The organism is Lysinibacillus sp. GW823-FHT02G10, assembly GCF_058797135.1.
Genome location: NZ_JBXAJI010000004.1, coordinates 123,565 through 146,519, shown reverse-complemented (window position 1 = coordinate 146,519; position 22,955 = coordinate 123,565). Strand labels below are relative to the sequence as shown.

The 22,955-nt window shown below is 35.2% G+C and carries 21 protein-coding genes and 1 pseudogene; 16 read left to right on the top strand and 6 right to left on the bottom strand.

The window, feature by feature from the left end; genetic code table 11:
- Positions 1 to 30 precede the first annotated feature (30 nt).
- From AC1RFD_RS14730 to AC1RFD_RS14720, 3 genes and pseudogenes are all read left to right on the top strand, one after another.
- A complete protein-coding gene (locus AC1RFD_RS14730) occupies positions 31 to 246 on the top strand; it encodes a hypothetical protein (protein WP_492475009.1) in 216 nt (71 codons plus the stop codon).
- Between the two features lie 2 nt (positions 247 to 248).
- On the top strand, positions 249 to 1,067 hold the full coding sequence (locus AC1RFD_RS14725) for a hypothetical protein (protein ID WP_492475053.1): 819 nt from the start codon (positions 249 to 251) through the stop codon (positions 1,065 to 1,067).
- 33 nt (positions 1,068 to 1,100) lie between these two features.
- Positions 1,101 to 1,484 (top strand): annotated as a pseudogene (locus AC1RFD_RS14720) (RNaseH domain-containing protein); the annotation flags it as partial.
- 184 nt (positions 1,485 to 1,668) lie between these two features.
- Here AC1RFD_RS14720 and AC1RFD_RS14715 read toward each other — a convergent pair.
- From AC1RFD_RS14715 to AC1RFD_RS14705, 3 genes are all read right to left on the bottom strand, one after another.
- On the bottom strand, positions 1,669 to 1,833 hold the full coding sequence (locus AC1RFD_RS14715; RefSeq protein ID WP_492475008.1) for a hypothetical protein: 165 nt from the start codon (positions 1,831 to 1,833) through the stop codon (positions 1,669 to 1,671).
- Positions 1,823 to 2,029: a hypothetical protein gene (locus AC1RFD_RS14710; RefSeq protein ID WP_492475007.1), complete on the bottom strand. Its 207-nt coding sequence runs from the start codon at positions 2,027 to 2,029 to the stop codon at positions 1,823 to 1,825. The genes AC1RFD_RS14715 and AC1RFD_RS14710 overlap by 11 nt, the downstream gene beginning before the upstream one ends.
- A 65-nt stretch (positions 2,030 to 2,094) precedes the next feature.
- Positions 2,095 to 2,454, bottom strand: coding sequence for a hypothetical protein (locus tag AC1RFD_RS14705; RefSeq protein ID WP_492475006.1), 360 nt, complete (start codon positions 2,452 to 2,454; stop codon positions 2,095 to 2,097).
- A 536-nt stretch (positions 2,455 to 2,990) separates the two neighbouring features.
- On the opposite strand from AC1RFD_RS14705, the gene AC1RFD_RS14700 reads away from it, so the two are divergent.
- The 10 genes from AC1RFD_RS14700 (at position 2,991) to AC1RFD_RS14655 (ending at position 16,823) form a co-directional block, all read left to right on the top strand.
- A complete protein-coding gene (locus tag AC1RFD_RS14700; RefSeq protein WP_492475005.1) occupies positions 2,991 to 5,054 on the top strand; it encodes a site-specific DNA-methyltransferase in 2,064 nt (687 codons plus the stop codon).
- A 14-nt stretch (positions 5,055 to 5,068) separates the two neighbouring features.
- Positions 5,069 to 8,032, top strand: a complete 2,964-nt coding sequence (locus AC1RFD_RS14695; protein ID WP_492475004.1) for a type III restriction-modification system endonuclease — start codon at positions 5,069 to 5,071, stop codon at positions 8,030 to 8,032.
- A gap of 10 nt (positions 8,033 to 8,042) precedes the next feature.
- The gene (locus AC1RFD_RS14690) at positions 8,043 to 9,320 is read left to right on the top strand and encodes a hypothetical protein (RefSeq protein WP_492475003.1); all 1,278 of its coding nucleotides are present in this window, start codon (positions 8,043 to 8,045) and stop codon (positions 9,318 to 9,320) included.
- A complete protein-coding gene (locus AC1RFD_RS14685; protein ID WP_492475052.1) occupies positions 9,304 to 11,190 on the top strand; it encodes a DEAD/DEAH box helicase in 1,887 nt (628 codons plus the stop codon). The genes AC1RFD_RS14690 and AC1RFD_RS14685 overlap by 17 nt, the downstream gene beginning before the upstream one ends.
- 375 nt (positions 11,191 to 11,565) lie before the next feature.
- The gene (locus tag AC1RFD_RS14680) at positions 11,566 to 11,715 is read left to right on the top strand and encodes a hypothetical protein (protein WP_009373145.1); all 150 of its coding nucleotides are present in this window, start codon (positions 11,566 to 11,568) and stop codon (positions 11,713 to 11,715) included.
- 453 nt (positions 11,716 to 12,168) lie between these two features.
- On the top strand, positions 12,169 to 12,717 hold the full coding sequence (locus AC1RFD_RS14675) for a helix-turn-helix domain-containing protein (protein WP_048394311.1): 549 nt from the start codon (positions 12,169 to 12,171) through the stop codon (positions 12,715 to 12,717).
- A gap of 137 nt (positions 12,718 to 12,854) precedes the next feature.
- Complete coding sequence (locus AC1RFD_RS14670) at positions 12,855 to 14,111, top strand: hydroxymethylglutaryl-CoA reductase, degradative (RefSeq protein WP_048394314.1); 1,257 nt, start codon at positions 12,855 to 12,857, stop codon at positions 14,109 to 14,111.
- Between the two features lie 3 nt (positions 14,112 to 14,114).
- Positions 14,115 to 14,555 carry a hypothetical protein gene (locus tag AC1RFD_RS14665; RefSeq protein WP_048394316.1) on the top strand — a complete coding sequence of 147 codons (441 nt, stop codon included), beginning with the start codon at positions 14,115 to 14,117 and terminating at the stop codon, positions 14,553 to 14,555.
- Positions 14,552 to 15,907 carry a tripartite tricarboxylate transporter permease gene (locus tag AC1RFD_RS14660; RefSeq protein WP_048394318.1) on the top strand — a complete coding sequence of 452 codons (1,356 nt, stop codon included), beginning with the start codon at positions 14,552 to 14,554 and terminating at the stop codon, positions 15,905 to 15,907. Before AC1RFD_RS14665 ends, AC1RFD_RS14660 begins: the two co-directional genes overlap by 4 nt.
- A gap of 19 nt (positions 15,908 to 15,926) precedes the next feature.
- Positions 15,927 to 16,823 carry a hydroxymethylglutaryl-CoA lyase gene (locus tag AC1RFD_RS14655; RefSeq protein ID WP_387256166.1) on the top strand — a complete coding sequence of 299 codons (897 nt, stop codon included), beginning with the start codon at positions 15,927 to 15,929 and terminating at the stop codon, positions 16,821 to 16,823.
- Positions 16,824 to 16,987: 164 nt separating this feature from the next.
- Here AC1RFD_RS14655 and AC1RFD_RS14650 read toward each other — a convergent pair whose 3' ends face one another.
- Positions 16,988 to 17,719, bottom strand: coding sequence for a response regulator transcription factor (locus AC1RFD_RS14650; protein ID WP_492475002.1), 732 nt, complete (start codon positions 17,717 to 17,719; stop codon positions 16,988 to 16,990).
- A 130-nt stretch (positions 17,720 to 17,849) separates the two neighbouring features.
- Here AC1RFD_RS14650 and AC1RFD_RS14645 point away from each other — a divergent pair, with 130 nt between their 5' ends.
- Together AC1RFD_RS14645 and AC1RFD_RS14640 are read left to right on the top strand one after the other, a co-directional pair.
- Positions 17,850 to 19,310, top strand: coding sequence for an amidase (locus tag AC1RFD_RS14645; protein ID WP_281115497.1), 1,461 nt, complete (start codon positions 17,850 to 17,852; stop codon positions 19,308 to 19,310).
- 134 nt (positions 19,311 to 19,444) lie between these two features.
- The gene (locus AC1RFD_RS14640) at positions 19,445 to 20,701 is read left to right on the top strand and encodes an MFS transporter (protein ID WP_485600437.1); all 1,257 of its coding nucleotides are present in this window, start codon (positions 19,445 to 19,447) and stop codon (positions 20,699 to 20,701) included.
- A gap of 70 nt (positions 20,702 to 20,771) precedes the next feature.
- Here the strand turns inward: AC1RFD_RS14640 and AC1RFD_RS14635 are convergent, their stop codons facing one another.
- Together AC1RFD_RS14635 and AC1RFD_RS14630 are read right to left on the bottom strand one after the other, a co-directional pair.
- Positions 20,772 to 21,212: a cell wall hydrolase gene (locus AC1RFD_RS14635; protein ID WP_004228176.1), complete on the bottom strand. Its 441-nt coding sequence runs from the start codon at positions 21,210 to 21,212 to the stop codon at positions 20,772 to 20,774.
- 132 nt (positions 21,213 to 21,344) lie between these two features.
- A complete protein-coding gene (locus tag AC1RFD_RS14630; protein WP_004228177.1) occupies positions 21,345 to 21,899 on the bottom strand; it encodes an ECF transporter S component in 555 nt (184 codons plus the stop codon).
- A 178-nt stretch (positions 21,900 to 22,077) separates the two neighbouring features.
- Here AC1RFD_RS14630 and AC1RFD_RS14625 point away from each other — a divergent pair, with 178 nt between their 5' ends.
- Complete coding sequence (locus tag AC1RFD_RS14625) at positions 22,078 to 22,926, top strand: pyridoxamine kinase (protein ID WP_492475051.1); 849 nt, start codon at positions 22,078 to 22,080, stop codon at positions 22,924 to 22,926.
- The last annotated feature ends 29 nt before the right edge of the window (positions 22,927 to 22,955 follow it).

The window sequence follows — 22,955 nt, the reverse complement described above, 5'->3', positions numbered from 1 at the left end:
CGAGAGCTATTAAATAATTGGATTTCACAGGTGATTAAGGGATATGTTCAACCAATGGTACCCGTCATTAAAGGTACAAGTGTAATTGGTCAAAATAGTAAAGAAAAAATAGCGTTAAACTTACAAGACTCTGAAAAAATAATAGAAGTTTTATCAAAAGCTACGGGAAGAAATCAATTAAATATTGAAGTTTTTTATATGGGTAAACAAGATAAATTAATTGAGGAACTTAAAGGAATTTCCTAAATATTTTTGGGATAACAGAAGGCGAAATAGAAATTAATGATTTCAAAATAACAATTAATTATACACAACAAAATGAAATATTATCAGCTCTAGATAAAAATTTGAAAAAAATTGAACGTCATGAACAAAAAATACAACAAATTGCAAGTCGTTTAAACCCAGTTACAGAAATAACGATGTGTTTAGTATTGTTACCGTTTTTAATGGAAAATGAAAAAAATTACTATTCTAAAAATGAGGATCCTAAAAAAGCTATTCGAGCTGGACTAGCGACAACAGGAAGGTTATCACAATTTATTGATTGTACATTTCCTGAGAACGTCGAACATCGCGTAAGAGTCGCAGTGTTAGATTTATTAAGACAATTAGGGTACGTTGATCCATTTGAAACAAGAAAATATAAGACAATTAATTATGATACAGCTATTTCAGCTATTCATATTGTAAATTCAAAAGACACACCGTATGGAAGAACAAAAAGAGCATTTGTATATATTGAACGCGAAGAAGGACAAGGACCAATTAAAGTTAAATGCCCGGCATTATGGTCGGGTAAAAAGTATTATTGGGAGGCAAGTTTAGCGTTTCAAAACATTGCCACATCTGAAGGATTAAAATTACTAAAACCAGATCGTGTGATTCGAGACATTAAGAATAAAATATTTGAATTAAGTTATCAAAAAAACAAACCACATTTATTGTTAATTTTTGGAGATGGAATTACGAGGGTTGAATGGCCATTTATTACTGATAAAAACTTATCTTCTACTCAAAAAAAAGAGCAATATACGCTAAAGTCAATTTGGTTTGAAAAGGGTTAAGAAGATGATGGGTTAAATTTAGATGATTCTAATCAATTGCGTATAATAAGAGTACGAAATAACCAAGAAGTCCCAGATTATTTAACCCCAAGAAATTCTAAAGGGGACTTTCAATCAAAAACAGGTATTTTCATGTTAGATGGGGTTTTTTATAGTATTGGACAAAAGCCAAATGATAAAGAATACAACAATACACGTTATGCCTCTAATAGCAAAGTATTAATGGAATTTCCAAATAAAACATGTAAAGTTCCAAATATGGTAGAATTATATCCAATACACTTAAATCCCTCAGATGATCCGAGTGAATGGATTAGTTTAGTTCATAATTACCGAGAATTTGCTCATCAATATAAAGGAACATTACAATCTCCTATATTATTACACATGGCTACGCAGTTAGAAGAGTATATTTAATATTGCAAGATTTCCAGGTTAGTATTAATTATTGTGAACTATAGATGGAACTTTACAGATATAAAGAATACAGTTTATCGGATTATTAGTTAATATACTTTCATGAAGTATTAATACTGTAAAATGTATATTAATTAATTTTAAACTAGTTTAAGCGCTGCTACTAAAGAATAGCAGCGCTTAATTAGTTATTTGAGTTAAAAGCTTTTCGTAACATCTCCAATTTTGATTCTTTATCAGACTGATGGTAGCGGCTATTTTGTAGAGATTTCTGATACTCTGCTCGTTTAGCTTGAGCTTCGATTTGTAATCGCTCTTGTTCAGCTAGGTATTTTTCTTTATTTTTCAATAAATGCTTCTTGATACTGCTGTTCAATAACTTTATTAGCAAGTAAAAGTTGATCTTTTGTAATTTTAAATGCTTCTGAGAATGTTAATGTGTAAGGTGTTGCAAAAAAATACGCTTTTGGCGGCCCGAACGATGATAGAGGGATTACATGAAATGTTTGGACCGCGATGTTTTGATCTGCTGGAGTAATATACATGATGCTTTTAATTTTTATAGGAACTTCAGGGATGTTTAAGAATTTGTTGAGATCTTCTGGGTTTGCTAGTTTATTAAAAATTCAAGCCATTCTAAATCGGTAGGTTGTGTAGTTAATGCTTCTTTTTCAGATGACCACAATACTAAAGATTCTTTATCTATATCGATAGCTAAGTTAGAACGTTCAATAAAGAATAGTGGTTCATAACCTAAGGATGTATAATAATCTCGCTGTTTTTGAATTGCTTTAGATTTAGTTTGTTCTGAAGCAGGTGTGATATTTGTGGAAATGGTAATAGCGTATAACCGTTCGTGAATTTTGAGGGTAATGTCAGGGATGTATTTTGAAAAGTCAGGGTTCAGATAACCGCGAGTACAAGTGATATTTTCATATGTTTTAGCAATGACTTCAAGTTCGTCCAACATAATAGCAAGAATCTGAGGGTGACGGGGTGTGTCATCCTTTTTCTGTTGCTCATATCTACTATACCGAGCTTCACTTTGCTGAGATGGCTCACAACCTTCTCCATGCTTGTGTTTAAAATAATTGCCACGCTCTGGACCACTACTTACACTTAATTTTGCGTGGCAATATGGACAAATAAATGTCCCTTTATTCGCATTTTATTTATGGTTTTGTATTTCTTGGGGGGATATGTTTTGTGGAATGAAATAAACTTGTTGATTATTTACGTGAAAGGCTTCTCTCATATTATAACCTCCGTAGTTAATTTTATTTATATACGATTCGAAAAGTAGAAAGTTTCATTTATAAAATATTACTAAAAGTTCTTTATAGTAATAGTCATAATAATTAATGTGATATACATCAAAGAATATTTAAATAATCCGAGAAATTAGTGTGTATAAAATGAATTTAATATTCGTTAGAAATGGTACAATAATAATTACTATTTGTAGTTTAACTTATATGTGAAAATTAAAATTTTAGGAGTGAAATTATGTTGCAAGATAATATTAACAGTAATGAAAAAGTTAAGCCTAATACGGCATTTTTAAGAGAATTAAAAAGTAAATTACCTGAATTTTTTACAGCTGATAAATATAATGACGACGGAGAAATTATTGAAGATGGAAGTTTTGATTTAGAAAAATTTCAACGTTATTTAAAAGAAAATAATATTGAAGAATTAACAAGTGGATATCAATTAGATTTTATAGGAAAGGATTATGCAAAAAAACAAGCTGGTGAATTTGCAAAAACAGTTTTAGTACCTGATTTACAACGAAATCATTCAGCAGAGAATAAAGATAGTAAAAATCTGTTTTTTACGGGTGATAATTTAGAAGTTCTACGTCATTTACAAAATAACTATAATAATTCTGTAGATATGATTTATATTGATCCTCCATATAATACGGGATCAGATGGATTTGTATACCCAGATAGTTTTGATTACAGCGATGAAGATTTAAAAAATATGTTTGGTATGTCAGATGAAGAATTAAAAAGATTAAAAAGTATTCAAGGTAAAGCGACACACTCTGCTTGGCTTACATTTATGTATCCAAGACTTTGGTTATCGAAACGTCTTTTAAAGGAAAAAGGTGTAATTTTCATCAGTATTGATGACAATGAAGTAATGAATCTTAAATTAGTATGTGATGAAATATACGGAGAATCGAATTTTATTACAATTATTCCTTGGCAATCTAGACAGTCTGTTCAAAATGATACTGATTTTAGTATCAATCATGAATATTTAATTTGCTATGCGAAAAATCGTAGAAGTGAACACCGTCGTTTAAAAGAGTCCAATAAAAAATTGTGGTATGAGTTGGAAAGTTTTGCATTTAAACCGTTACCATTAGATAAATCAAATTTTAGTAATCCAGATAATGACCCTCGTGGACCCTGGAAAGCAGATCCTTTCGATGCACCGAACATTCGACCAAACTTAACTTATGAAATTGTAAACCCGAACACAGGCATAGCTTATTTACCGCCAACTGGTAGATGTTGGAGAACTGAAGAATCAAGTTACCAAAAATTACTTGCAGACAATCGCATTGTTTTTGGTAAATCAGGGGAGTCTAAACCGCAATTAAAGGTGTTTTATGAAGAGAAAAAAGAATTTGGTTCGGTCGAGAATTCTTGGTTTACGGGTGAAAAGTTAGGTACTACTACTCAAGGTACAAAAGAATTACAAACTTTATTCGGTGGTAAATCATATTTTGATACACCAAAGCCAACAAAATTGATTAGAAAATTAATTGAATTATCGACAAAAAATGATTCAATTATTATGGATTTTTTTGCTGGTTCAGGAACGACAGCAGATGCAGTAATGCAATTAAACGCTGAGGGTGGAAATCGTAAATTTATAATCGTTCAAATTCCTGAAAAAACTTACGATTTAAATGAAGATGGTACGAAACAGGCAATTCGAAGCAACCAACTTACATTTAAAGATGGTTATATGTCGATTGATGAGATTACTAGAAAACGTATTAAATTAGCAAGTGAAAAAATTCAAGAAGAGGCAGGTTTAACTTTGCCAGAAAATTTCGATGGTGGATTTAAACATTACTATGTTGTTGAGCCCAACCAACCTGTGTTAGATGACTTAGAATCATTTGATATTGAATCTGGGCTATTCAAAAATAGTCAAGGACAATTAGTACAGTTATCTGAAAGTGGTTTTGATGATATGATTCAACCATTTTCTTCTGAAGGTTTAAATGTAGGCGGGAATGCCTCAGGTAAAGATACAATTGTGACTACATGGATTGCATTAGACGGATATAAATTTGATGTAGAAATTAATAATATTGAATTTGTTGGTTATAACGCATATTACGTTGATAATAGTAGATTATATTTAATTGATTCAAGCTGGGGCCCACAACAAACGCAGCAATTATTAAATACTATAGGGACAAACAAATTAAACGTACAAACTATTGTACTGTACGGATATTCCTTTGATTTAGAAAGCATGAAAGAAATTGAAATTGGTTTAAAACAACTAGATAATAAAGTGAATGTAATAAAAAGGTATTAAGGGAGGTAAAACTTTTGAAAATTTTATTAGAAGAACTCCCTCACCAAGAAGAGAGTTTACAAGCGATAATAGGAAGTTTTACAGGGATAGATCATAATCAATCAGGTCAAGAAGTCGATACTGTTTATGCTAATCCATTTATTCGTGGGCGATATACAGAGTCTGCAAATATCGATGTAAAAATGGAAACTGGTACTGGTAAAACATATGTTTATACGCGGTTAATGTATGAATTGCATAAAAAATATGGACTATTTAAGTTTGTCATTGTAGTACCTACACCTGCAATAAAAGAAGGTACAAAGAATTTTATTCAAAGTGATTATGCTAAACAACATTATTCTCAATATTACGAAAATGTTCGTATGGAATTAAATGTAATTAATGCAGGAGACTTCAAGACAAAATCGGGTCGCAAAAATTTTCCAGCACAGTTATTGAATTTTGTTGAAGGTAGTCGCTTAAATTCGAACACCATTGAAGTTTTATTAATTAATGCAGGTATGTTAAATTCGTCAAGTATGAAAAATAATGACTATGATCAAACATTAATTGGTGGAGTAACGAGTCCAATTGAAGCGCTTCAAAATGTACTTCCAGTAGTCATTGTCGATGAGCCACACCGTTTCCCAAGAGATAAAGCACTTTATAAAGCGATTGAATCAATAGAACCTCAAATGATTGTGCGTTTTGGGGCTACCTTCCCAGAGGTCATAGTTGGGAAAGGGAAAAATAAAGTTACGAAAAAAGATTATTACCGTGGTAAACCACAATTTGATTTAACGGCTGTAGAAAGCTTTAATAATGGATTAGTAAAAGGTATCGACATTTATTATCCAAAATTAACGGAAGAACAGGCAAAGAATCGTTATGTTATAGAAAGTGTAAGTGCCAAAGAACTAACATTAAAGCAACAAAATAAAGTGTGGACTCTTAAAGTTGGCGATAAATTAGCAGATGTAGACTCGGCCTTCGAAGGTGACGTTGAATATGCAGGTGCAAAATCATTAAGTAATGAACTAGAGTTGGAAAAAGGGATGAGCTTAATTCCAGGCACTTATCAATCCTCGTATCAAGAGCTCATTATTAAAGATGCAATTGATAAGCATTTTGAAATTGAACAAAGTAATTTTTTAAGACATAATCAACGCGAAAATAATGCACCGAGAATTAAAACGTTAAGCCTATTTTTTATTGATAGTATTAAAAGTTATCGACAAGAGGATGGGTGGTTAAAAGCAACTTTTGAACGTCTATTAAAAGAAAAATTAGCGCGTTTAGTATCAGAATACGAATTTAAACGTTTACCTAGAGAACAGGAATATCTAGAGTTTTTAAAAGCAACACAAGCAAGTTTAGCTAGTGAAAATCAAAATGTTCATGCCGGTTATTTTGGAGAAGATAGAGGCAGTGGAGATGAAGCAATACAATCTGAAGTAAACGATATTTTAAATAACAAAGTAAAACTATTAAGTTTTAAAAATGAAAATGGGAATTGGCAAACGAGACGCTTTTTATTTTCAAAATGGACATTGCGTGAAGGCTGGGATAATCCAAACGTATTTGTTATTGCAAAGCTACGTACATCTGGTAGTGAGAATAGTAAAATTCAAGAAGTAGGTCGTGGTTTACGTTTACCGGTTGATGAAACTGGTCATCGTATTCAGCAGCAGGAATGGTCATCAAGATTAGCGTTCCTTATCGGATATGATGAGAAGGATTTTGCTAAGAAGCTAGTCGGAGAAATTAATAGTGACATGAAGGTTGAGTTGAATGAATTAAAGCTTTCAGATGAAATGATTCAATTAATTGTTACAGAAAGACAAAAAATACAGTCGAATTTCACAGATGAAATGCTGTTGGAGCATTTAGATCATTGTGGAATTATTAATCGTAAAAATGAGTTTAAACAGGATGTAGAAATCGACGGTGTGAAGAAAAGCGGATTTGAATGGTTGTTGGATTTATATCCAGAAATCAATTCTACTCGTTTGAAGGAAGATAAAGTTAGAGATGCTACAAATAGTAATGTAAAAGTTCGTGTAAAGCTTAAAAAAGAGAATTGGGAAAAAGTAAAGGATTTATGGAAAGAAATTTCCATACGCTATATGATTGAATTTAAGCGAATTCCAGAGCAAATTCAGATGGTTGCAGAAGAAGTAATGACAAATGTTGATTTATATGAAAGAGAAGCACCAATTCAAATGAAAGAAGCATTACATGCGAGCGATGATAATAAAACTGTTGCAATTAAAGAGCAGGAATCTGAGTATCGTCGTGAATATTTACCTGGAATGGCCTACGGGAAATTTATAAGATTATTAAATCAATCTACTAATATTTCTGTACAACAAATTCATAAAAGTCTATTTAACATGATGAAAACATCATTAAAAGGGGATTCGAGATATTTAAGCGAATTGTCATTACAAAATATTTCTAGCGAATTTAAAAGAAGGTTTGATGAGATATTTGCTCAATCTTACGAATATAAAAAATTACAATTCCAAGCACGTACATCGATTTATAATCCAGAATCAGATCAGTTCATAGGAGACATTAACGCTGAAGTGATTGGTACAAATATTGATAACCAGGCTCGTGAAGATAGTCGATATTTATATGAGACGCCTCCTATGCGTTATGATAGTGTCTCACCAGAAAGAGAATTGTTGCGTTATGGTTATAACGAGAAAGTTACGGTATTTGGCAAATTACCTAAACGTTCGATTCAAGTTCCAAAATATACAGGTGGAACAACTACACCTGATTTTATTTATATGATTGAAAAAGAAGATGAGACAAATGTGTATTTATTAGTTGAAACAAAAGCTGACAATATGCGTGAGGGCGATAAACGAATTGTAGAAATTCAAAAGAAATTTTTCGAGCAATTAAAACATCTAAATATCGAGTATGAAGAAGCAACGAATGCGAGACAAGTATATTCTGCAATCAAAAAATTAGCAGGGGAATGAGGTTCGATAAATGACAACAAAAATTTCATTGATAAATTTAATTGAAAATGAAGAGTTAATTAAAACAGGGGCTAAGCCTAAATTACCTATACAAATTCCGAATGTGGTGGATGGAATGTTAGATGTTTATCGCATCCCTTTGGATTATCTTTATTACAATGATGAGAATGGCCGAATTGCTTCGGCTATTTCTCGTCAAGAAATTCGAGTAACTCCAGCTTTAGATAGAGAAAATCCAGAATTTAATTTATTAATTGAACAAATGATTGTAGAAGATAACCCGTCGAAATTAAATCAAACGAAAAAATCTATTAAGGAATCTGGTCAGAAAGTATTTGGATATGTTTTAGCAGATGGGCGTGTTATTGATGGAAATAGACGGTTTACTGCGTTAAGACAGTTAGCAAAAGAAACAGGAAATACGTATTATTTTGAGGCAGTAGTATTACCCTTTACATATGCCTCAAAAACTGAACGAGTTGAAATTAAACGTCTTGAGTTAGCAATTCAAATGGGTACAGAAGAGCGTCAGGCATATGACCCAGTAGATTTATCTGTTGATATCTATCAAACAGTTGTGATTGATCAATTAATGACAGATAAAGATTATGCAAAAGAGGCTAATTTAACTTCAGCAGAGGTGAAAAATCGTATTGAAGTAGTTGTAATAATGCGTGAATATTTACAATTTATTAACGCAGATCAACATGCTTATCATATAATTAAGGACATTAAATTATATACTCCGCTTTATGAATTAGCCAAAAAATTAAATAAACAATTTCCTAGAAAAGGGCCGAATTATGAGCAAAGTAAAATTACAGCATTTGCATTATTAACAAAAATGTTTGCGACTGCTGCAGATACAGGTCGTGAAATTCGAGAATATTTTACAAATGTATTAAGTAGTTCATATAATGAAGAATTTAATGAATCTATTGAAGAAGCAGTAGATGATTTACGTGACAATTTTGAAGCAACAAAAATTTCAACAGCAACCGATTTAAGAAGAAGGCTTGAAAAATCAACACCTGAAATTCGAAAAATCAATGAAGAATATATTCGTGTAAGCAATCGTGAAAGCCGTGGAAAAAATGTTGAAAGTTTTATTTTGAATGTTAAAGAAACATTGAATACTTTAAAAGATATGCAAAAAGGAGACGGGTTAACAGGTAACCTGAATTTCGCTAATTTTAGCAAAGATCAAATTAATGAGATTCGTGAATATTTAATTCAAATAAACTTAGTTAGTAGAGAGTTGATTGATATTTATGAAGATGAAATCTAATCCCAAAATATTAGCCGTTGATATTGAAGGCGAAACATATTTTCAACTGCAAGATTCAGATGAATTTTATTTCTCACAAAGTAAAGTAAGAAGAGTTTTAGAAAGATTCCAAAGTTATTTTGTAAACTTCGAAAAATTATTAATCCACCCAGAAATTAATTATGTCTCATTACAACAACTTATAGATAAAGTTAACAAAGCTTTAAATCGTGTTGATAATGCATTCATAGAGTTAAGTCCAGAAGTTCAACGCTATATTGAAAAAACAAGCTACGCAATAAATGAACAGCGCATTGCAGGAAGTACGATAAAGGCTTTGGACAATCGCTGGTCTAATGAATTGGTGCATTTTACCGAGATTTTAGATGAAGAAATCACTCGTCCATTAAAGGTACAACAATTGCAGGCTAGTTTTTATTTAGCCACAATGAAAAGAGCAGCTAATTTTTCTGTACCAGGTGCAGGAAAAACGGCAATGATGTATGGTGCATTTGCATATTTGAGTAGTAAAAAAATTGCTCAAGCTCGACAAATGCTTGTCATTTGTCCAATTAATGCATTTGAAGCTTGGCGTACCGAATACCTAGAAGTATTTGGTTCAAAACGAACATTGAATTTTATTAATTTAAGAGAAAATAAATACCGTGATTTTGGTAAGCTTCGTTCGGATTGGGGTACAGCTGATGTTATCGTTATAAATTATGAAGCACTTGAAAGTAAATTAACGATTTTAAATGAGTTAATTGATGACAAAGTAATGATAGTATTCGATGAAGTACACCGTATAAAGGGGATAGGTGGAAAAAGATCCACAGCAGCTTTAAATTTAGGGCAACAAGCAAAGTTTCACTATGTTCTTACGGGTACACCAATTCCAAATAGCTACAAAGATATTTATAACTTTTTACATTTACTTTATGACAGAGAGTATGATTCATTCTTTGGGTGGGAAGTAAATGATTTAGCTAATCCACGGGTTGAAGAAGTAAATGAGTTAATACAACCATTCTTTTGGCGTACGAATAAATCTGATTTAAAAGTACCTCTTGCTGAACCAGATTATTTAATTTCTGTTAAACCAAATGCAATGCAACAATCGGTAGTTGAAACAATTTATGAAAATGAAAGTAACGTATTATCACTTTATTTAAGACTTTTACAAGCCTCTACAAATCCTGAGCTATTGTTAGATAATATTGATTATAGAGAATTAGGATTTTTAAATGATGAAGTAGAGCTAAATCAGCTCAATGCATTAAATGATGAAGAGCGTACACTTGCTAGAAGAAGAGCCTATGAACAATTACAAGTAGATAAAATCCAATCTAGTAAATTTGATAAAGGTATAGAGTTAATCGAGAAATTAGTAGGTGAAGGTAAAAAGGTAATAGTGTGGGGAATGTTTGTTAAAACGATGCAAAAAATAAAGAAAACGTTAGAGACGAAGGGAATATCTGTGAATTTAGTCTACGGGGGCACACCAAAAGAGGAACGTGTGAATTTAATAAATGATTTCCGTGATGGTGATATATCAGTAATGATTTCTAACCCAAACACTTTAGGTGAATCTATTTCTTTACATCAAACTGTACACGATGCGGTTTATTTTGAATTTAATTTTAATCTAACATTTATGTTGCAATCTAGAGATCGTATACATCGATTAGGCTTAAAAGAAAATCAATATACAAGGTATTATTATTTAATGTCTGAAGGAAACCGTGCACATGTAGGGTTTATTGATGAAGCTGTATATAAGCGTTTAAAAGAAAAAGAGAAATTAATGTTAAACGCAATTGATGGAGAATTATTGATTCCGGAAGTAACGGATGATTATTTAGAAGATGTTAAAAAAATAGTCTTTAAATAAAAGATGAAATTGCTCCACAAGCACATTCATTTAAAAAAGTTGCCAAAAAAGTTGCCACGCGCATTTTTGTTACAAAAAATGCGCCGCATACCTTGATATGACGGGGTTCTGGAAAGAAACCTTCCAACCCCCGCCGTCTCCATACATAAAGATGAGCAATATTGTAGCGGTAAATAATGATAAAAGTATCATCATCTAAAAATGGCGGATACAAATATTTTAAATACATTTGGCAATGAATTATTTACTAAGCTTTTACTGAATTTAAAGTTAAGCAGCACACCAATATAGTAAAAAGGTTTACATCAGCAAAATAAGGTATACTATATTGGTTGAATAGATTTCTTTAAAGGCAGGAAAAGTAGGTGAACCAAAGTGGGGAAATATCAATTGGATACTAAAGGTAAGGCGGCTGTGACGAAGTATCATGAAAAAAACAAGCCAGCCCAATTTGATAAAAAGCAGCAACTTGAGAAAATACGTGCGGCGTATTTGAAAAAGAAGCAAGAACAAACAGATCAATAATTTGAATGAAAACATAGGAAGACTAAATCTCCCTATGTTTTTCAAATTGCGGCAGATATTATTATTCTCCTAAATGGCAGATTCGATGACAGAAAACTTATTATCAGATATCCATTGCTCTTAACATTCCTTGTACCGTACTACCCTAGAATTTTACTCCGTCTTCAGTTCAACTTAAGCTGATTTTGGCCTCTCAAAGTATTTATTGTGGAGCATAATGCAACAATTCCAAAAAAATACGATTCGCGGGATTCAGCCTAAGAAGATGTGAATCTCATCACTGTAATGGTAGAAGGGTGTGCTAAAAGTCGAGAAACTTTCAGCACACCCTTTTTGTATTTAATTGAACAGACGACAATGAAGGAGTAATATACTCCCGTATTTTTCGATCCATCATTTAAATATATAGTATAGTTATTGTAAAAACCGAAATGATTGAGGGGACTGGAAGAAATGAACTTACTAGAAGTTGGAGTAAAAATAAAGCAGATGCGGAAGAAAAATAAAATGTCTCAGGATGATTTAGCTTCGCAGATTAATTTAACGAAAAGTCATATTTCAAAAATAGAAAATGGTAAAGCGACACCGAGTCTGGTGACATTGTCCAAGATTGCGGAAATATTTGATGTGCCAATGGCTTGGTTTGTTATTCAGGATCAATTTGATGGCATTTCGATTGTATCGAAAAAAGAACGCAATGAGACTGTTGAGACGAATGAACTTGGCTATCAATATGAGCTGTTAGCGAATAAGAGCTATATGAGCAATATCAATCCTTCTATTGTTACTGTACATAATGGGGCGGAAAATTTAGCTCCTTATACACACGATAATGATGAATTTATTTATGTCATTTCGGGTAGTATCGTCTTGAAATACGATCATAAATTTTACCATTTAGATGAGGGGGACTCTGCGTATTTTTCTGGGAAAAAGGAGCATATCTTTATTAACAATTCTATAGAGAATTCAAAGGTATTAACGATTTATGTTGAGGATTAAATCTTTCCTTTAAACGTAAATATTATCGAAAATACAAATTTCTTGTTTACAATACTATTCAGACAATTTACAATTGGTGTAATGTTATTCAACTAAGTTGAATTATATTACACTTTTTTAATTTTGGGGGTATGGGGATGACTTCACGTATTAAGGGATTTTATTTACTTTCAGTAGAAGAGCGAATTAAGTTAATCGCTGAAAAATCAAATTTAACCAACGAGGAAGTTGAAGCTTTAAAAAGTGGAATTTCATTAGAGCTTGCTGATGCAATGGTTGAAAATGTTATTGGACATATTTCAGTGCCTCTAGGGGTAGCGGCCAACTTTAAGGTGAATGGCAAAGAGGTATTTATTCCGATGGCTACTGAAGAGCCGTCAGTAATTGCTGCGGCTAGTAATGCTGCCCGTGCAGCATATGAGTTAGGGGGTATTTTTACTTCCAGCTCGGGAACAGTTATGCGCGGACAGATTCAGGTATTAAATATTGAGGACCCTCATGCAGCGAGGGCGAAAATTTTTGAACATAAAAATGAGATCATCGAGCATTGTAATGAAAAGGATCCAACGTTAGTCAAGTTAGGCGGTGGAGTGAAGGATATAGAAGTGCACTTAATCGACACAGCAAAAGAAACAATGGTTGTCGTTCATTTAATCGTAGATACGAAGGATGCAATGGGGGCAAACGCAGTCAATACGATGGCGGAATCTGTGTCACCATTAATCGAACGTATTACAAATGGACGAGTTGTGCTACGGATTATTTCAAATTTAGCAGATAAGCGTATTGTTCGTGCGCGTGGAGAATTCTCGACAGAAATGCTCGGGGGGATAGAGATTGCGAAAAATATTGTAAGTGCTTACGAATTTGCAGATGCTGATCCGTATCGGGCTGCCACACATAATAAAGGGGTTATGAATGGTATTACTGCTGCAGTATTAGCATCGGGTAATGATACACGTGCTGTTGAGGCTGGTGCTCATGCCTATGCTGCTCGTTCTGGTAGATATCGTTCTTTAACAACGTGGGAGCTGAATAAAGCAGGCAATCTTGTTGGGACGTTGGAATTGCCATTAGCTGTTGGTATTGTGGGAGGGGCTACGAAGACTCATCCTGTTGCAAAAGCAGCGCTAAAAATTATGGATGTGCAATCTGCAGAGGAGCTAGCTAGCTACATTGCAGCAGTAGGATTAGTAGAAAATCTAGCAAGCTTACGCGCACTTTCAGCAGAGGGTATTCAATCTGGTCATATGCGTCTGCATGCGAAAAACTTGGCTGTAATGGCTGGGGCAACAGGCGATATTATTGATCGTGTTGTGCAGCAGGCGGTAGAAGAGAAGGATTTCCGTTATGATCGTGTTTTAGAGATTACAAACTCTCTGCGAGGTGAATAATACATGGCGAATACTCCATACAATGAGCAAAAAAATGTAGAGGAAAAGAAGTTTATTGAAATTTTAGGAGACACGGTTTCTGGCAATCAGTTAATTATTTCAATTATTTTAAGCGTTGCCGCAAGCTTTTTAGGCTATCAGTTTGGTCAGTGGGTTTTTCCGAAGTTTGCAGACCCTCAGATGATTAACTCTTATTCACTGTTAACAGGAATCACGGGTATTCTGATTGTTGTTGCTATTAATACGATTCTTTTTAAACCAAAGCGTATTTTAGTAGAGGATGAAGCATCTAGTCATTCTTTAAAGGAAGCATTTGAGGATTTACAAATTGATATAGACGAGGAAATACGCTTAATCGAGGAAGATCCGGTGACAAAAAAGGAGCTTGAGGATTTTGGTATTCTTTCTAGCTTACAAGGCTTGAAGGGAGCGGATAAAAAATGAGTATTTATGTAATAGCTCTTTTATTTGCATTTCTTGGTGCAGCAATCTTTACTATAATTGGACTTATTTCAGGTACAGATGAAACAGCAATTATGGTACCAATTACATTGCTAGTTATTTTGCTGGGAGCGCCTCCTGAAGGGGTATTCGCCTTTTTCATGGCGGGCGTGTTAGCTAAGCATTTAACACATGCTGTCCCAACTGCGTTATTAGGAATTCCAGGGGATACAACGGCTGTACCGTTAATCGATCATGCCAATACATTACGCCGTTTAGGCATGCCGCACGTTGCACTACGTAAAATGATTTCTGGCGGTGTTATCGGTGCATTTATCGCCCTACCAACCGCTGTATTGTTAGGTCAGTTTTTAGGTCAATTTGCCGACTTTTTTAAATCTTCATCAGGCATCATTTTTACACTTGCCGCAATTTTAATCGCATTCTTTTCAAAGGGAAAATGGGCAAGTATTTTAATCATTGTTCCATTTGCATTTTTCATTAAAGCTTTAGATAGCGTTAGCTTTGCGATGCTGGATAAACATTTAAGTATTACATTCTTTTTAGGAATTGCGATTGGACCGATGTTTTGTAATATTTTAATGGCGGCTTCTTCTGTTGCTAAAAATGATCTAGCACGCAGTAAGCCAAATCAATATAATCTTGCTCCCGAAACGAAATCATGGAAAGGCTATTTCCCGAATCCATTTAAAATTTTATCGAAAAGGCAGACCATTTTTACGAGCATTACAACGTTTCTTTCCTCCCTTACATTTGTCTTCAGTCCTGTTGGGATGACGTCATTGATGGGAGAAATTGTAGGCTCTCGTACAAAAGGTGCCTATAAAAAATCAACAACGAGTCTTACTGTTATGAATGGTGTAACGGAATCGACATATATTGCTGAAGCGATTATTCCATTAATTGCATTCGGTATTCCGTTAAGTCCAGTAGCACTTGGACCAGCATCACCTTTATTTAATGCACCACCGATTTTTACAGTAGATCCAGTTAACAACCTACACACGCTAATGTCTTCATGGGACTTTTTCATTTTTGGGTTAATCGGTATTAGTGTAGCCGCTTTAATTGCTTATCCATTTGCGATGAATTATGCACGTAAAGCATCTGTATTAGTATTGAAATATATTAGCCAGGAAGCAATCGTAGCGATGTTTATCGGATTAGCATTTTTGCTTGCCTATAACGAGGCACAATTGCTAGGAGTAGTGTTAACATTTACAGTCGCAACTGTGGGTGGTTTATTAAATCGTATTTTAGGTGTAGGGGCCGGTGTGCAATTCATGGTATTCTACGCATCAAGCTGGATTATGCTACAGCTGTTCGGCATTTAATTAAAGGAAGTGTATCTTGATGACTTTACCAAAACAAGTGGAAATAAGAGAAGTAGGTCCTCGTGACGGCTTACAAAATGAGAAAATTTTTATTCCAACTGATTTGAAAGTGCAATGGATTAATTTAATAAGTGAAACAGGTGTCCGTCATATCGAAGTATCCTCTTTTGTTAGTCCCAAGTGGATACCAGCTTTAGCCGATCATCATGAAGTGTTTGAGCAAATCGCACGTGATGAAAAAATAACGTATGCAGCGCTTGTGCCTAATTTGAAAGGGGTAGAAGGAGCCATTCAACAAAAGGTTGATGAAATTGCGTTATTTATCTCCGCCTCTGAGGAGCATAATCAAAGTAATGTAAACGCTTCAATTAACCAATCTTTACAGAACTTAAAAGCTGTAGCTGAAGCAGCAAATCGTGAAGGTATATCGTTAAGAGGCTATATTTCAACTGTATTTGGCAGTCCGTTTGGTGATGAAGTAAAGCTTCAAACAGTGAAGGATATCATTGATGCCTATCTAGCAATGGGCGTTTCTGAAATTTCACTAGGTGATACAATTGGGGTAGCGGATCCTGTACAAGTAAAGGCTATTTTATCAGAGCTACTCACTCAATACGATAGTGATTTGTTTGCCCTTCATTTTCATGATACGTATGGCCGTGCTTTAGCCAATATCTTTGCAGCACTTGAGCTGGGGATTACAAAATACGACAGTGCTATTGGAGGTTTAGGGGGTTGCCCCTATGCCCCTGGTGCAAGTGGCAATGTGTCAACAAATGATTTAGTAAATTTCCTGCATCGTTTAGGTGTGCAAACGAATATTGATGAAGAAAAACTATTTACCGCCACACGATTTTTACAGCAGGCAATAAATAGACAGCTTGATAGTAAAGTGTATAAAGTGCAAAGTAATTAAGTAAAAGAGCACCTCTATAGTTAGAATTAAAATGAGAACTGCCCCACCAATTGTTAGACACACTCTACCAATTGGTGAGGCATTTTTTTACATAGGAAAAATAGTTTTATGCCAATTAATCAGCAAATTAATCATACTACCTTTGAATTCAATAGATGACCTTACTAAACATGATCACTATACTTCAAACACTTTGACAGCAGTTGGGTACGATTGGTTACTTGAAATTTTCTATATAGATTTTGAAGGTGTTTTTTAATTGTATTTTCACTGACGAATAATTGCTTGGCGATATCTATGTTTTTCAAGCCTTTGAATACAAACTTTAAAACTTCTCGTTCTCGATCTGTCATTTCCAACACGATGGAGGGCTGTGAAAAGTGATGTAAGGAATACATGTTTTCGATATTTCTTTTCAAATACACTAACTTTAAAATATCTTTTTCATTAAATAGCTTCTCTCCGGTTTTCCTTAAAAAGCCAATAACGGCTACGAGCCTATTGTCTATTCTTAAATACATGGCCATTTCATCTTCATAGCGATTTTCTTTCAAAAATACTTCTTTATAGTGGGTTTGTTTTTGCAGGCACATAACTTCATTCCTACTCATTAGCTGAATGGAAGGCTGTGTATTTATATTTTGGGGGTGCAATGGATCAAAGTTTTTATATCTTTGTAAATAGTCATTAATCGTGTGACTCTCTATATTAAAAAGCACAGGGGCGGTTAGCTCATTATTTGCTATTTCCCAAAATAACATATGGTGATAGCCGAGATGCTGACTAATTGTTTGCAATAGTTCATGTTTAAAACATTCATTGCTTTGTTTCACATTCATATTTGAAATATGATAGCTTGCTTTAAGAATGTTTTCTAAATCATTTTCTAAAAACATGAAAACACCTCATTTCTCTATTATGCATTTATATTCTACTTAAAACAGAATTATCCTTTCGGGTAATATCTTAAATTTAGAATATTCAGTACATTATAGTTGCAAGATTACTACTATACGAGGTGATAATATGAATTTACAAGAGTATGCATCCTATGACGGTATTGGGTTGGCAGAGCTAGTAAAATCAAAGGAGGTAACACCACAGGAGTTAAAGGAGCTAGCGTTAGAAGGAATAAAAAAAGTCAATCCATCCATTAATGCAGTTGTTAGTGTGTTAGAAGAGCAGGCTGATAAGGCCATTGAGAAGGTTGATGAAAATGCGCCGTTTGCAGGTGTTCCGTTTTTAATTAAGGAGCTTGTGTTACATGCAGAGGGTGTTCCGCATAGTATGGGGAGTCGTATTGGAGAAAATACGGTTATACCCGTCGATAGTGAATTAATGGCGCGCTTTAGAAGGGCTGGCTTGATTTTAGCAGGTACTACGACAACACCTGAGTTTGGCTATAATGCAGCGACTGAAGCAGTTATTTATGGTGCAACGCGCAATCCGTGGAATTTAAATCATAGTCCAGGCGGTTCGAGTGGTGGGTCAGCAGCGGCTGTTGCAAGTGGTATTGTGCCAATCGCTCATGCCAATGATGGTGGAGGTTCTATTCGTATCCCCGCTTCCTGTAGTGGGTTAGTGGGATTAAAACCTACACGTGGAAGAGTTCCAGCTGGTCCATTCAATAGCGAGCCTTTAAATGGTATTGCCATTGAGTTCGCTGTGACTCGTACAATTCGTGATACAGCTGTTTTATTGGATCAAGTAGCAGGCCCTGACTTAGGGAGCTATTCCAAATTAGAAGTAACACATGCACCGTATGGACAACTTATCCAGGAAACAGTGCGCCCGCTAAAAATTGCTTGGACAACTGAAACAAATTCTGGGGCATTTGTCGATCCGGAATGTATAGAAGCGGTTCATAAAACAGTTCAAGTATTAAAAGAACTAGGACACGAGGTAGTAGAGGCGCGTCCGAAATATGAACAAGCATCATTCACAAAGGCGACGGTCGATATTTGGACAGCGAATATTTATCAAATGATTAAGGGGGCTGCAGCAGGCACTGGTAAAGCAGTTTCTCCAGACTATATTGAAGCAGCCATTTGGAAATGCTATGAATATGGTGGTCAATTAAAGGCGGCTGATTTATTGGAAGCTATTCATACAAATGCGGTCGTTTCACGTCAAGTAGCAGGCTTCTTTGAAGACTATGATATTTTATTAAGTCCAACAATTGGCACACTTCCTGCTAAAATTGGTGAATTAAATGCCAACAATCCTAACGTTTCAGCTGTTGAATGGACAGAGCAAATTTTCACGTATGCACCGTTTACAAATTTATTCAATGCTACAGGTCAGCCCTCCATATCATTGCCTTTAGCCGAAAGTAAATCAGGTCTACCAATTGGTCTACAAATGACAGGTAAATTTGCAGATGAATTGACGTTATTACAGCTAGGTAGACAGCTAGAGGAAGCCATGCCTTGGAAAGACCGTCAACCAGCAGTACATGTCAGTGAACAGCCTCAGCCAGCGGTATAATCTAGCATGAACGCACTTAGTGTAGACTGGGTGCGTTTTCTTTCTGTCGTAATTTTAAAGCTTCCTCAAAAGCAGGTTTTATCCTGGCCTCGAACTCATATACATAACATAAAAGCTAATAGGAGTAGTGATTATTGGACAAACAACAACATAAGTACAGATGGATTGTGTTTGTTGCTGTATTGTTTACCTATTTGTTAATGGCAAGTCAGCGAACTGCTCCAGGGTTAATTACAGATCAATTGATGGAGGATTTTGGGGTAACGGCTTCGACAATTGGCTTATTGACGAGTATTCAATTTTTTGTGTACACGAGTTTGCAAATTCCGATGGGGATTTTAGCTGACCGATTTGGGCCAAACCTTTTCCTCATCATTGGTGCCATCCTTACAGGTATAGGAACCATTCTTTACAGTCTAGGTACACATGAATTCATTCTATTCTTTTCTAGAATGCTTACTGGTGTAGGAGATGCCACCATATGGGTGAATATGGTGCTTATTTTGGCACAATGGTTTCATAAAAAGGAGTTTGTCCGATTAATTGGCTTTGCAGGTATGACAGGGAGCTTAGGCTTTTTATTGGCAACAGTGCCTTTTGCTACATTGATTCTTTTATTAGGTTGGCGAATCACCTTTTTCTCTACAGGACTTTTACTATGCTTATGTGGTGTACTTCTTTATTTTGTGCTCGTACAAAACACAAAACGCATTTTTTCAAAGGAACCTGTAAGCATAACTAAAGAACTAAAACGTGAAAAAAGCTCCAAATTATTACGAAGAATATTTTCAAGCAGGCAAGCATGGGCTTTATTTTTTTGTCATTTTGGCGTTGTGGGCGGGTATGTTGGCTTTATTAGCTCGTGGGCAGTACCATATGGGATCAATATGTATGAGATGTCACGATCCGAGGCTAGTCAGCTAATTATGATTGGTCTAGTCGGAGCGCTTATAGGAGCACCTTTAATGAGCTGGATTGCTGGCTGGTTAGGTACGATTAAGAGACCCTATATTGTAGTGCATATTGCGGTTTTAACGAGTTGGTTTGCCTTTCTTTTATTGAAAGGGCATCCGTCCATTTTCATGCTCATTGTCCTGTTCTTTATCATCGGCTTTGGCTATGGTGCAAGTGCTTTAACCTTTGCGGCAGTTCGTCAAACTTTTCCTTTAGCTGAATCAGGCATTGTTTCTGGATTTGCCAATACAGGGGGCTTTCTAAGTGCCGCATTGCTGCCCATTATTTTTGGGTTTATTTTAGATTACTTTCAAGCTGCCACAGGCAATGTAAGTGATGGGTACTACTATGGCTTCATCTCGCCAGTCATATTTTCTATCATTGGCTTGATTGGAGTTATGATGTTTAAGGAAAAGTTTTTAAAAGTGATGGATTAAGCCATGCTATAAAATATAAGCATAAAGGGATACCTGCAATAGAGGTATTCCCTTTTTAACGTTGAACGTATTATCCCATATATACACTTGCACAAGTATCTGGAGCAGGTTCATAAAAGCAATGATTCTTAAATTGTCCTGTAAACGGCTGACCATACCATGTTGGGGGACATGGTGCATATGGATTGAAGTACCAGAGTGCGTATTTTGCTGGATGTTCTCGCCAGAAATCTAAGTTTTGTTTCGCTAATCTTTTTTCCGTTTCTCTTGCTCGTTGGTAAAACATATTGCCTTTTTGAACAGCTTCGAAAGAATAGTTTCCGCCTTGTACCTGGTAAATAACCTGCTCAATCGTTCTTACATCATTGAAGTCTAAACAGGACGCCACTGCACGATTCACAATGACATTGCCCACGTAAAGCATACCTTGTTGACCTTCACCCTCTGCTTCTGCTCTCATCATCCTTGCCATTAAAGCAACGTCTGCATCACGGTATTTTACTCTTGGCATTTTTCCACCTCCACCTTATAGTATGAAAAAGAACAAGGCTAGTTTCACTTTATCTTGAAATTCGTTGTTTTTGTATATCACTCCATAAAAAACACCATCTTTACTGTTCAACAGCAAGATGGTGTATTTTCATTAAAAATTGTTTTTGAAGTATGGCGTTTTTTTCAGTACAACACATACCGGGATGGCGATAACTAAGCCTACGATGTTTTGAATGACGTCCCCAGGAATGGATGCCAGCGGGGCAATCCAGCTGTTGAACATAATGGCTTGCCCAACATAGTAAACAGCGATCATCACGGGCATTGATACTACTGCTCCTAAAATATTCAGCCCAAGATTATCACCTTTATGTCCTTTTGACCAAGCAATTTTACCGACAATGAAGCCTTGTAATGCGCGTGAAATAATGGTTGTGGGTGCCCAAATTAACCAGCCACCTACGATATCGAATAAACCCATTCCAATAGCTCCAGCAAGTGCTCCTTTTTTAGGCCCGAATAGAATAGCGGAGATAAACAGCATAGATGTTCCTAAGTGGATAAGGCCCCCTTGCCCAATCGGTAGCTTAAGATTGATAAACATTGTAGCAACGAAAACAAGTGCTGCTAAAATCGCTGTAATGACTAAATCAAATGTTTTTGTGCGTGATTTTGTATAGGATGTTGGCCTTTGTATATTTTGCATTTGTCTCTTCCTCACTATGATGAATATTTTGATGATTTTTACTTTAACAAAGGACTGACTATTGTAAAAGTGTCAATTTCATAAAAAAGTTAAGGGTCAGTTTGGGGTTATTTTCGCATCTTTCGAATTGTGATACGATGGGGAGAGTAAAAGCAGGATGAGTTAGGTGGAATGTATGATGAAAAAAGTTGCTGTAATTCAAGATATGTCGTCCTTTGGAAAGTGCTCATTAACGGCTGCGATGCCTGTACTCTCTGTGATGGGTGTGCAAGCAGTCCCACTACCAACAGCTATTTTAACGGCTCAAACAGGATATTCAAGCTTTTATTGTGAAGATTTAACATCAAAGATGGACTCTTTCATAGATGAGTGGAGTAAGCTTGGAGCTACCTTTGATGGTATTCACACAGGCTTTGTTACAGGTAAGGAGCAAATCGATAATATATTTCGCTTTTTAGACGTGTTTCACTCCAATAAGACGACGTTGCTTGTTGATCCAGTAATGGGTGATCATGGTGAGGTTTATAAAATGTTTACGGGTGAATTGCTTGATCGTATGAAAGAATTAGTAAAGTGTGCTGATATTATTACGCCAAATGTTACGGAATGTTGCTTGCTTACAGGTTTATCCTATGAAAGGCTATTGAGCTATAAAAATGATACAGATTATATTCATGCCCTTAAGGAAGCAGGTCAGCAGCTACAGCAAACAACTGGAGCAAACGTCATTATTACTGGTTTGAATCCCCCAGCAGGTGATAGGGACAAGCGTTATGTTGGGAATATGTTTGTCGATTCTGAGCGGTCTTTTCATAGTATCCGCAACTATAATGGTGAGAGCTATTCAGGCACAGGCGACCTCTTCGCATCCATCATAATGGGCGGCATGATGCGCGGACAAGATTTAATGGAATCAATGACACTGGCAGAAACATTTTTAGCCGCTGCAATTGAAGCTACTTCGAAGGAGCAAGTACCTCGTGAGGCAGGCGTGCATTTTGAAAAGTTTTTACGTATGCTGCTTTAGAAACTATAGAGTGACCTAAAATGTTAGCA

What these genes read in the sequence shown, in the direction of transcription:
- AC1RFD_RS14710 (WP_492475007.1), bottom strand. Translation starts at nt 2,029, where the DNA reads ATGTATATTACTCCAGCAGATCAAAACATCGCGGTCCAAACATTTCAT.
- AC1RFD_RS14705 (WP_492475006.1), bottom strand. Translation starts at nt 2,454, where the DNA reads ATGTTGGACGAACTTGAAGTCATTGCTAAAACATATGAAAATATCACT.
- AC1RFD_RS14700 (WP_492475005.1), top strand. Translation starts at nt 2,991, where the DNA reads ATGTTGCAAGATAATATTAACAGTAATGAAAAAGTTAAGCCTAATACG.
- AC1RFD_RS14690 (WP_492475003.1), top strand. Translation starts at nt 8,043, where the DNA reads ATGACAACAAAAATTTCATTGATAAATTTAATTGAAAATGAAGAGTTA.
- AC1RFD_RS14685 (WP_492475052.1), top strand. Translation starts at nt 9,304, where the DNA reads ATGAAGATGAAATCTAATCCCAAAATATTAGCCGTTGATATTGAAGGC.
- AC1RFD_RS14675 (WP_048394311.1), top strand. Translation starts at nt 12,169, where the DNA reads ATGAACTTACTAGAAGTTGGAGTAAAAATAAAGCAGATGCGGAAGAAA.
- AC1RFD_RS14670 (WP_048394314.1), top strand. Translation starts at nt 12,855, where the DNA reads ATGACTTCACGTATTAAGGGATTTTATTTACTTTCAGTAGAAGAGCGA.
- AC1RFD_RS14665 (WP_048394316.1), top strand. Translation starts at nt 14,115, where the DNA reads ATGGCGAATACTCCATACAATGAGCAAAAAAATGTAGAGGAAAAGAAG.
- AC1RFD_RS14660 (WP_048394318.1), top strand. Translation starts at nt 14,552, where the DNA reads ATGAGTATTTATGTAATAGCTCTTTTATTTGCATTTCTTGGTGCAGCA.
- AC1RFD_RS14655 (WP_387256166.1), top strand. Translation starts at nt 15,927, where the DNA reads ATGACTTTACCAAAACAAGTGGAAATAAGAGAAGTAGGTCCTCGTGAC.
- AC1RFD_RS14650 (WP_492475002.1), bottom strand. Translation starts at nt 17,719, where the DNA reads ATGTTTTTAGAAAATGATTTAGAAAACATTCTTAAAGCAAGCTATCAT.
- AC1RFD_RS14645 (WP_281115497.1), top strand. Translation starts at nt 17,850, where the DNA reads ATGAATTTACAAGAGTATGCATCCTATGACGGTATTGGGTTGGCAGAG.
- AC1RFD_RS14635 (WP_004228176.1), bottom strand. Translation starts at nt 21,212, where the DNA reads ATGCCAAGAGTAAAATACCGTGATGCAGACGTTGCTTTAATGGCAAGG.
- AC1RFD_RS14630 (WP_004228177.1), bottom strand. Translation starts at nt 21,899, where the DNA reads ATGCAAAATATACAAAGGCCAACATCCTATACAAAATCACGCACAAAA.
- AC1RFD_RS14625 (WP_492475051.1), top strand. Translation starts at nt 22,078, where the DNA reads ATGAAAAAAGTTGCTGTAATTCAAGATATGTCGTCCTTTGGAAAGTGC.